The organism is Pseudomonas sp. ICMP 8385, from assembly GCF_002699915.1.
In the GTDB taxonomy this organism is placed as follows: domain Bacteria; phylum Pseudomonadota; class Gammaproteobacteria; order Pseudomonadales; family Pseudomonadaceae; genus Aquipseudomonas; species Aquipseudomonas gessardii.
Genome location: NZ_LKBY01000170.1, coordinates 1 through 4,979, shown reverse-complemented (window position 1 = coordinate 4,979; position 4,979 = coordinate 1). Strand labels below are relative to the sequence as shown.

At 57.8% G+C, this 4,979-nt stretch carries 8 protein-coding genes; 7 read left to right on the top strand and 1 reads right to left on the bottom strand.

Features of this window, described 5'->3' with window-relative positions:
* Positions 1-303: 303 nt before the first annotated feature.
* The 7 genes from AO268_RS32105 (at position 304) to AO268_RS32075 (ending at position 4,417) form a co-directional block, all read left to right on the top strand.
* Positions 304-702: a hypothetical protein gene (locus tag AO268_RS32105; RefSeq protein WP_050516197.1), complete on the top strand. Its 399-nt coding sequence runs from the start codon at positions 304-306 to the stop codon at positions 700-702.
* A gap of 24 nt (positions 703-726) precedes the next feature.
* Entirely contained in the window at positions 727-1,263 is a 537-nt protein-coding gene (locus AO268_RS32100; RefSeq protein ID WP_042857730.1) for a single-stranded DNA-binding protein, read from the top strand.
* A gap of 188 nt (positions 1,264-1,451) precedes the next feature.
* Entirely contained in the window at positions 1,452-2,279 is an 828-nt protein-coding gene (locus AO268_RS32095; RefSeq protein WP_042857731.1) for a DUF932 domain-containing protein, read from the top strand.
* A gap of 58 nt (positions 2,280-2,337) precedes the next feature.
* Positions 2,338-2,760, top strand: a complete 423-nt coding sequence (locus AO268_RS32090) for a hypothetical protein (protein ID WP_047710216.1) — start codon at positions 2,338-2,340, stop codon at positions 2,758-2,760.
* Between the two features lie 23 nt (positions 2,761-2,783).
* On the top strand, positions 2,784-3,095 hold the full coding sequence (locus AO268_RS32085; RefSeq protein ID WP_042857733.1) for a TrfB-related DNA-binding protein: 312 nt from the start codon (positions 2,784-2,786) through the stop codon (positions 3,093-3,095).
* Positions 3,096-3,114: 19 nt separating this feature from the next.
* Positions 3,115-3,471 (top strand): hypothetical protein, encoded by a 357-nt coding sequence (locus AO268_RS32080; protein ID WP_047710217.1) that lies wholly within the window; start codon positions 3,115-3,117, stop codon positions 3,469-3,471.
* Positions 3,461-4,417 (top strand): hypothetical protein, encoded by a 957-nt coding sequence (locus AO268_RS32075; protein ID WP_099170901.1) that lies wholly within the window; start codon positions 3,461-3,463, stop codon positions 4,415-4,417. Before AO268_RS32080 ends, AO268_RS32075 begins: the two co-directional genes overlap by 11 nt.
* 322 nt (positions 4,418-4,739) lie before the next feature.
* Here AO268_RS32075 and AO268_RS32070 read toward each other — a convergent pair.
* Positions 4,740-4,979 (bottom strand): sterol desaturase family protein (locus tag AO268_RS32070; RefSeq protein ID WP_373562163.1); only part of this gene is annotated, 240 nt, incomplete at its 5' end.

The window sequence follows — 4,979 nt, the reverse complement described above, 5'->3', positions numbered from 1 at the left end:
GGGGCGCTTCCATTCCCAAAGAGCAAGGCGGCATCCGCTTCGCGGCTGCTGCTTTGAAAAGCGTTTGTTTCCCGCGCCCCACGCTCGGCATTAAAGCAGCTCGGTAAAGCGGTCAAGCGTTCGGATCAAGAAAAAGCAGATTTCTCGCGTGCGAGAAACGCGACAATCGGTCAATATAGATTTGACCAATAGTTGACTTTAGTTAGGCGTTGGGCGATACTACTCATGTCGAAGCAATTCCGCTTCGACGGTCTGGAACCAGCGGCGGCAACCGCTCCAGGCAAATCGCGAAGGAGTTTACGCATGACTATCACCGCTCAAGCACCCGCCCTCAGCTTCAACAACTGGCTCACCTCAGCCGACTTTCTGAACTTCGCCAAAAAGATCTGGGCGCCTGTCGTGGATTCGAACATCGAGGCGATGGAGCGCAAGGTTGACGATCTCTACGGCGCGGCATGCGGGCGCTTTCCAACCTATGACACCATGGTGCACAACGCCTTCTGTGCGAGCATGGATGACGAGTTCGGCACCGATGAGCATGCCGAGGGAGTGGCAGAAGCGTTCGCGTACGCCCGCGAGGCTTATGGCTATATGTCCGCCAGTGAAAACGAAGCACAGCGGCAGGAGGACGCGGATAACGGCCTCTGCTGGCACGGCCTGGACGTAATGACCTGCCCTTGCGGTTGTTTCGAGAACGATTAATTCAAACGGAAAAGGAGATTCATCATGGCCCGTGGCGTAAACAAAGTGATCCTGGTCGGTACTTGCGGGCAGGATCCCGAGGTCCGCTACCTTCCCAATGGCAACGCCGTGACCAACCTCAGCTTGGCCACCAGCGAGCAGTGGACCGACAAACAGACCGGCCAGAAGGTCGAGCGCACCGAGTGGCACCGTGTGTCGCTGTTCGGCAAAGTGGCCGAAATCGCTGGTGAATACCTGCGTAAAGGTTCGCAGTGCTACATCGAAGGCAAACTGCAAACCCGCGAGTGGGAAAAGGACGGCATCAAGCGTTACACCACCGAAATCATCGTCGACATCAACGGCACCATGCAGCTGCTCGGCGGTCGCCCGCAAAACCAGCAGCAGGGCGGCGACCCCTACAACCAGGGCGGCAGCAACCAGGCCCCCCGCCAGCAAGCCCCGCGTCAGCAGCCACCGCAGCGCCCGGCACAGCCGGCGCCGCAGCCAGCGGCAGACTTTGACAGCTTCGATGACGACATACCGTTCATGGATCCGTACCGCTTCAACTGGCACCTCCAATAACCATCCATCAACGAAGAAGCCCGGCATTAGCCGGGTTTTTTGTTCGACAAATGGTCAATTTAGATTTGACTAATAGTTGACTTCTGTTTGTGCCTTTGCGATACTAACCCCGTCGAAGCAATCCCGCCTCGACAGCCTGGAACCAGCGGCGGCAACCGCTCCAGGCAAATCGCGAAGGAGATTCAAAAATGCGTCTATCCAGCAACTTCCGTAACCCTTGCATGGTCCGCAGCGACAGCCCGCTGAGCAATGACGAGATTGCCCGTGTTGCCCCCTCAATCTTTGCCGAGGAAGCACACGAAAGCCGCTCCGATCGCTACCGCTACATTCCCACCGTTGACGTACTGGAAGCGCTGCGCAGTGAAGGCTTCATGCCATTCATGGCATGCCAAACCCGCGTGCGTAACACCGACAAGCGCGAACACACCAAGCACATGATCCGCCTGCGTCACGCCAACACCATCGTTGCCAAAGAGGCCAACGAAATCATTCTGCTGAACAGCCACGACGGCACCAGCAGCTACCAGATGATGGGCGGTTGCTTCCGTTTCGTGTGTGCCAATGGCCTGGTGCTGGGTGATGCCGCGATGGATCAGAAAGTTCGCCACAGCGGTCGCCAGGACGTTATCGGGGATGTGATCGAGGGCGCTTATGAAGTCCTGAATCAGTTCGAGCTGATTCAGGATCAACGCGAAACCATGAAGGGTATCCAGCTTGGCAACGACCTGCAGCACGCATTTGCCGAGGCTGCACTTGCCTACCGCTATGACCCGGCAGACGGCCCTGCTCCGGTTACTGCACGCCAACTGCTGGAACCACGTCGCCGCGAAGACGCTACCAATGACCTCTGGTCGACCTTCAACCGCGTACAGGAAAACACCATCAAGGGAGGGCTGCGAGGCCGCAACAAGCAAGGGCGCCGTACCAGCACCCGTGCCGTGACCGGCATTGACCAGGACGTAAAGCTTAATCGCGCCCTGTGGGTACTGGCTCAGCACCTGCGCCAAGCCGCCTAACTGCCACAGGCCGGGCGCGCAGCGCGCCCGGTCTGCCCCATGCAAGGAGATCGCAGCCATGCAAAAAGTTTTCTATGTACCTGGTCAAACCGCAATCATCGATTACGCCCGTCAGATCGGCCCCAATGTATGGGCCGCTCGCGGAACCTGGCTCATGCTGCCAGAGATCCAGCTAAGGCACCCCGGCGCTGTGCTGGGGGATGAAGTAGGCTTTCTGCAAGCACAGGAAGCCGCCCACGGCACCCAGCCGGCGCGCATCACCGAAACCCGGTATGACTTCGCGCTAAGCCGCGCTCAGGTGCTTGATTACAAGGCCGGCGAGGCCGGCGATTCGTTCATACTGCAGGCCCCCGAGGTTGGCGACCTGGTGCGCGTGTACGCCCGTTCAAACGGGCTTTACTGGTCGTTCCTGGCGCTGCCAACGATCACGCATTGCGAGATCTGGCAGCGGATCCGCGAGCAGGGGGCCGCGACTGATTGACTACTGACACTAGGAGCTGATGAATGCAGCCGATGTACACCAAAGAAGAATGGAAGAAGGTTGCGCCCCTGTTTGCTTCCAAGCGCCTGGCCATCTCGACTGTCGAGGTGGCCAAGGCCGTTCTGGTCGATGGCCAGCGCATCACCGACGTAGCCGAGGCCAGAGGGATGACCAAGCAGACCGCCCACGCAGCGGTTAAGCGCGTGCGGAAAATCCTTGAAGAACAGGGCGCCGGCGAACTGGTACCCGTTCTTGTGTGGCTGCCCCCCGAGCTGGCCGAGCAGGTACGGGAAATGGCCAAGCCATTCCCGCAGCCTGCTGCCCCGAAAAAGTAGGTCGATAGGAGAGAGGTTCATGGAGAGAGCTACTAAATCTGCTGCTGCACTAATGCTATGGAGTGCGCTTGTGGTTGCCGCCCTACATTTCACCTGGCCAGCGGCCACGCTACCGGTCGAAGAGATCCCAGCACTACCTGGAGTTGAGCAGTGCGGGTTCGATAAATTCGAGAATTGCTTCGCCAAAGCCGTCACGCAGCGTCAGTGGATTTTCACGCGCCGTAATGAGTTCGCGGAATCTTACCCGGAGAGAACCCACAACCATCTGTTGATCGGTGCGATTGCCTGGGTAGCCCCAGTCGCCCTGTTTTTTGCGGTCCGTCAATATCGGCAGGGCCTCGGCAAAAGTCGGAAGGAGAAACGTAATGTCGTTTGATGCACTCTTTTTTCCCGGCGACCGGGTTCATTCGGTTTCCATTCATAACGTGACCCTTGTCGGTGGCCAGCTTAGCGAGGACGGGGTAACGCCCCAAATGATCGTTGAGTACCAGGGGAAACAGCATGTTTTGCGCGCCACTCGCCCAGTGTACGAGAAGGACATAGGCAAAGTGGGATACGTGCTGCCATCACAATTTCCGTCTGCAGCCGAATACGGCTCCACGATTTTCCGGGCATACCAGGATCAGAGCCTGCGCCGCGTATACGAACTGGACACCACGAACGACGAATATCACATGGTGCCGCTTAATCATGGAAAGTGGCCTCATCATCGTGCTCATCTGCAATGCGGTTGGCGTTGCGACAGTCGGCCTACCGGCTTTCTCGCACCGGCAGGGCTTGTGCCCGGGGCCAATGGTGAGTTCGTACCGGACGAAACGGAAGTCGTATCTGTGCGCATCCCCCCCGAATTTGAATGGGAAGCACGCCGGCATCAGATGAAAGCTGCCGATCTGCTCGAAAGCTTTATCGGTGACCTGGCTGGCATCCAGAACTATGCAAACAAACCTCGGGCTGATCGCTTCGGTAGCAACGGCAGCGATGAACGCATGCTGGCCGAAAACTGGCTGGAGCGTGCGCATGGTATGAAGGCCATCGACCCGGACCAGTTGAGCCAGCAGATCGAAGAAGCCGAGGAATGGGACGCGCAGCAGGACGAATGGTCGGAGCTGCTGGGCGAATACGCTGATCGAGGCGGTGATCCTCGCCAGTTGCTGGAAGCCGTTGACGGTGTGCTGACCAAGCTGGACGAGTTGGGGCCTGATTTTGTGCTGGATCTGCAGGCCGAGGTTGAAGCGACTCAAACCCTACCTGTAACGGCTTGCAAACGAAAACGTCCCGACCTGCAATCAATACGATTTTCGACCGGAATTAACTGCGACTGACCGGCCCTCCCTACCTGTAACGGCTTGCAAACGAAAACGTCCCGACCTGCAATCAATACGATTTTCGACCGGAATTAACTGCGACTGACCGGCCCGGCAAACCAGTATTAGCTGCGAATGAACCTGCATTTATCCGCGCTGACCTGCATTCCATGGCTACCAACCAGCATTAATTGCAAATGACGGGGCTTATAGGTAGTGAATCGATTGCCTCGTTAGAGCGCATGTCTGCTTGGCATGCGGGAACATCTAGTCTCTTCCGCCCACGAGCCAGATCATTCCAGGCAAACACATGGGGCCTACAGCTTTGAGGCCCACTACGCTATGTGCGGGCTCGGTCTCGCCCAAAGGGTTCGGTCAACTGACCAAGGTAACCCTTGGGATAGTCCCTCTCACGCAAGCCGACATTGGCGTCGCCCTGCTTTCCTGTACTGTCGTAGAACGTCCCGAATAGCCGATCCCACACCATCAGAAATTCGCCGCAGTTCACCTGGGCATCTTCGAAGTCGCGCTTGTGGTGCCAACGATGAATTTCAGCCACCCCGATGACATGGCGCAGCCA

Bases quoted from the DNA above. Each gene is read 5' to 3' on its own strand.
- AO268_RS32105 (WP_050516197.1), top strand. From the start codon at position 304: ATGACTATCACCGCTCAAGCACCCGCCCTCAGCTTCAACAACTGGCTC.
- AO268_RS32100 (WP_042857730.1), top strand. From the start codon at position 727: ATGGCCCGTGGCGTAAACAAAGTGATCCTGGTCGGTACTTGCGGGCAG.
- AO268_RS32095 (WP_042857731.1), top strand. From the start codon at position 1,452: ATGCGTCTATCCAGCAACTTCCGTAACCCTTGCATGGTCCGCAGCGAC.
- AO268_RS32090 (WP_047710216.1), top strand. From the start codon at position 2,338: ATGCAAAAAGTTTTCTATGTACCTGGTCAAACCGCAATCATCGATTAC.
- AO268_RS32085 (WP_042857733.1), top strand. From the start codon at position 2,784: ATGCAGCCGATGTACACCAAAGAAGAATGGAAGAAGGTTGCGCCCCTG.
- AO268_RS32080 (WP_047710217.1), top strand. From the start codon at position 3,115: ATGGAGAGAGCTACTAAATCTGCTGCTGCACTAATGCTATGGAGTGCG.
- AO268_RS32075 (WP_099170901.1), top strand. From the start codon at position 3,461: ATGTCGTTTGATGCACTCTTTTTTCCCGGCGACCGGGTTCATTCGGTT.